Origin of the sequence: Neisseria sicca VK64 (genome assembly GCF_000260655.1) — a bacterium.
Lineage (GTDB): Bacteria > Pseudomonadota > Gammaproteobacteria > Burkholderiales > Neisseriaceae > Neisseria > Neisseria sicca_B.
The window spans coordinates 1-3,585 of the sequence record NZ_AJMT01000157.1 but is presented as its reverse complement, the minus strand read 5'-3'; the positions used below and the strand labels follow the sequence as shown (position 1 = coordinate 3,585).

Annotated in this window: 4 protein-coding genes and 1 pseudogene; 2 read left to right on the top strand and 3 right to left on the bottom strand. The window is 47.1% G+C overall.

Annotation, left to right across the window (positions count from 1 at the left end; translation table 11 throughout):
• Positions 1 to 32 precede the first annotated feature (32 nt).
• Together HMPREF1051_RS09095 and rluD are read right to left on the bottom strand one after the other, a co-directional pair.
• Complete coding sequence (locus tag HMPREF1051_RS09095; RefSeq protein WP_003767552.1) at positions 33 to 614, bottom strand: hypothetical protein; 582 nt, start codon at positions 612 to 614, stop codon at positions 33 to 35.
• A gap of 1 nt (position 615) precedes the next feature.
• The gene (gene rluD / locus HMPREF1051_RS09090) at positions 616 to 1,740 is read right to left on the bottom strand and encodes a 23S rRNA pseudouridine(1911/1915/1917) synthase RluD (RefSeq protein ID WP_003767556.1); all 1,125 of its coding nucleotides are present in this window, start codon (positions 1,738 to 1,740) and stop codon (positions 616 to 618) included.
• Here rluD and HMPREF1051_RS09085 point away from each other — a divergent pair.
• Together HMPREF1051_RS09085 and HMPREF1051_RS09080 are read left to right on the top strand one after the other, a co-directional pair.
• Positions 1,739 to 2,545: an outer membrane protein assembly factor BamD gene (locus tag HMPREF1051_RS09085; protein WP_003755523.1), complete on the top strand. Its 807-nt coding sequence runs from the start codon at positions 1,739 to 1,741 to the stop codon at positions 2,543 to 2,545. The two genes, rluD and HMPREF1051_RS09085, sit on opposite strands and share 2 nt — an antisense overlap.
• 302 nt (positions 2,546 to 2,847) lie before the next feature.
• A complete protein-coding gene (locus HMPREF1051_RS09080; RefSeq protein ID WP_003779325.1) occupies positions 2,848 to 3,213 on the top strand; it encodes a DUF3969 family protein in 366 nt (121 codons plus the stop codon).
• A 161-nt stretch (positions 3,214 to 3,374) separates the two neighbouring features.
• On the opposite strand, the pseudogene HMPREF1051_RS15315 reads toward HMPREF1051_RS09080, so the two are convergent.
• Positions 3,375 to 3,585 (bottom strand): annotated as a pseudogene (locus HMPREF1051_RS15315) (hypothetical protein); the annotation flags it as partial.

Below are 3,585 nucleotides of genomic sequence, written 5' to 3'. Positions count from 1 at the left end.
AATGCGATATTGGTATGAAAAGTCTGATCAGACTAATTGTACAAACCGTTTTCATCCAAGGGCAGATTCATCTGCTTGGCAATATTTTGTGCGGCAGCCGCGAAATCTTTTTTGTCTGACGGCTTGCTATAAATAAAAGTCAAAATTCGAACGTATGGTGCGGGATATGGACGGCGATATTCCAGCGTAAAAAATTCTCCATAGAGATCGCCTCTCCATCTGATTGCCGATAAGTGGTCATTTTCAGAAAGAGGATATTCCATAACGATTTCGCTGCCTTCCCAATGCGTCAGGACTCGTTTGACAGGGTCGTATCGCCAAAACTTATCCTGTAATTTTTCCAATGCTCTTTTTTTGGATGATAGAGACACATACGGGAAGGACAAAATCATTATCAAAAGATATGACAGCATGAAGACACCGGAGCCTATGTTCAGAATCTTCATATCTTCCATGTTCCGCGTACCCAACCATACGGGCAGCGCAATCATGTAAACGATGGCAGCTTTAGTGGGAAGTCGATATGTTTTTTCAGATGTCAAATTGCCGTAACCCGCCAGCCACTGCATTTCGCCGTCCATTTGTGCAAGATTTACCAAATCTGAAGAAGACATCTTAATCCCTCACATAAACCACTTCGACGTCGTAGTCGTCTTCGTTCCAATCATCGTCGTCATCCGTGCCGAGTTTGTCCTGCCATTCTTCTTCGTTGCTCAAAGACGAATCCAAGCCTGCTTCGAGGCGCAGGACGGAGAGCAGGTGGTAAATATCGTCGGGAATCGGGGCTTCAAAAGAGACGGTTTCGCCGGTTTTCGGATGGACGAAACTTAAGCGGTAGGCGTGCAAAGCCTGACGCGCGCCCAGACTTTTGACGGCTTCTTTTACCGGTTCGCTGCACGGATGGCGCAGATTGCCGTAAACGGGGTCGGCAGCAAGCGGGTGGTTGGCTTCGCGCATATGGACGCGGATTTGGTGCGTCCTGCCTGTTTCGAGCGAACATTCGATGTAGCTGTGGGCAAGATAGCGTTCCAACACTTTGACGTGGGTCACGGCAGGTTTGCCGCCGAATTTGACGACTGCCATTTTCAGGCGGTTGTGCGGATCGCGTCCGATTTGGGTTTCGATTTTGCCGTCAAAGGGAACGATGCCGTTGGCGACGGCGCGGTAGATGCGTTTGACCGTGCGTTCTTGAAGTTGCTGCACGAGGGAATTTTGTGCGGGCAGGGTTTTAGCGACCACCATCAGGCCGCTGGTTTCTTTGTCTAGTCTGTGGACGATGCCCGCGCGCGGAATCTGGCTCAATTCGGGACAATGCGCCAGCAAGCCGTTGAGCAGCGTCCCCGTCCAGTTGCCTGCGGCGGGATGGACGACCAGTCCGGCGGGTTTGTTGACGACGATGACGGTATCGTCTTCGTACACAATATCCAAATCTATCGCTTCGGGTTTGAACGCGAGATTCTCTTCGCTCGGACGTACCGTTACGCTGACGGATTCCCCGCCTATCATTTTGTCTTTGGGTTGGGCAGGCTTATCGTTTACAATAACCGCGCCTTCTTTAATCCACGATGTCAGGCGGCTGCGCGAATAATCAGGCATGAGCTTTGCCAACACCGCATCCAGCCGCCCGCCCGCAAGCTCCAGCGGAACAGTCAAATTAACACAACTTTCTGCTTCGGGGGCTGACGTAAAGTCTAAATCGTCGCTATAATCGGCTTCATTATCAAAGGAAGTATTCTGCATGAAAAAAATTCTTTTAGTAGTTTCGTTAAGTCTGGCACTGGGTGCCTGTGCAAGCAATAAAGGTACGGTCGATAAAGACGCGCAAATCACACAAGATTGGAACGTGGAAAAACTCTATGCCGAAGCGCATGACGAGTTGAACAGCAGCAATTATACGCGAGCCATCAAGTTATACGAAATTTTAGAATCCCGCTTCCCCAACGGCCGCTACGCGCAACAGGCGCAGCTGGACACCGCATACGCCTATTACAAAGACGACGAGCCTGAAAAAGCCCTCGCCGCCATCGACCGCTTCCAGCGCCATCACCCGCAACATCCGAATATGGATTACGCGCTTTACCTCAAAGGCTTGGTTTTGTTCAACGAAGACCAATCCTTCCTCAACAAACTCGCCTCGCAAGACTGGTCCGACCGTGACCCTAAAGCCAACCGCAGCGCATACCAAGCGTTTGCCGAATTGGTACAACGCTATCCGGAGAGCAAATACGCCGCCGACGCAACCGAGCGCATGGCAAAACTGGTGGACGCTTTGGGCGGTAACGAAATCTCCGTTGCCCGCTACTACATGAAACGCGGCGCCTACCTCGCCGCAGTCAACCGCGCCCAAAAAATCGTCGAGCGTTACCAAAATACCCGCTACGTCGAAGAATCGCTCGCTATGATGGAGCTGGCTTACAAAAAACTGGACAAACCCCAACTCGCCGCCGACACCCGCCGCGTCTTGGAAACCAACTTCCCGCAAAGCCCATTCCTGCAACACCAATGGCAACCGAACGATATGCCTTGGTGGCGCTACTGGCGTTAAGGCTTGAAGTTTAAAGCATAGTGATACCGTATCACCCTATGCTTTTCTGAAACCAAAGGTCGTCTGAAACTGAAAAATACAGTTTCAGACGACCTTTTTATGTTTCAAGCAATCATTATTCGTGGGCAAAGCCCACGCTACCGTTCCTGGTTATGATGGTTTTGGAGATCATTCATTGTATTATTTTGAACATACGAAAACCGGTTTGTTTTTTTTTGATAGCAAACCAAAGCAAAGATAAGGTCATTCATAGTAATATTGATAATATGTGCTTTGACATTTAGATGAAGAGAAAGACGACTATGAAAATCTCAATAGATACAAGCAATCTAGATCAGTTTAAATTCTTGCTTAATACCTTGCTCCTAGGGGGAGTAACATCTCTATTGCAAAAGAAAGCAAATATTGACGATATAGAATATTTAATGTTTGGACCAAAGAGTATTGAACTTTTAAAATTGATCCCTATTGAATCCATATACTCAGATATTATTCACCAAGGTACGGAAATTGAAGATATAGCAAGTTTATTTCCTGATAAATTAGATGATTATTTGGAATCTATACAAAAAACAATATTAAATAACTATCAATCTATATCTCTATCCAAACAAGACCCAATTAACATTACCTTGTTATTTGATAAGACTGAATATTTGGTTAAATGAATCATAGTAATCGTATGGTAGCCGTAGCGTGGACTTCGCCCACGAATTCCAAAAATACAAAAAGGTCGTCTGAAACACAAACCTAGTTTTTCAGACGACCTCTCCACGACCTCACTCACTTCGGCAAATTTCAACGCAAACTTTACCAATCCAACCCATAATTACCTCCACCCGCGCAGGCGGGAATCCATCGGAAACCCTAAGAAACAGATATTCAAAAACAGTTGCCGAAATTCAAAAGTGGATTCCCGCCTGCGCGGGAATGACGGCAGGAGACCTTTGCAAAATTTCTTTTCCTCCAACAACCGAAACCCAAAAACAGGTTTTCGGCTGTTTTCTCCCCCAATCACTCCTAATTTTACCCAAATACCC

Excerpts from the sequence above, each read along its gene's own strand:
- HMPREF1051_RS09095 (WP_003767552.1), bottom strand. The coding sequence starts at position 614 with ATGTCTTCTTCAGATTTGGTAAATCTTGCACAAATGGACGGCGAAATG.
- HMPREF1051_RS09085 (WP_003755523.1), top strand. The coding sequence starts at position 1,739 with ATGAAAAAAATTCTTTTAGTAGTTTCGTTAAGTCTGGCACTGGGTGCC.
- HMPREF1051_RS09080 (WP_003779325.1), top strand. The coding sequence starts at position 2,848 with ATGAAAATCTCAATAGATACAAGCAATCTAGATCAGTTTAAATTCTTG.
- rluD (WP_003767556.1), bottom strand. The coding sequence starts at position 1,740 with ATGCAGAATACTTCCTTTGATAATGAAGCCGATTATAGCGACGATTTA.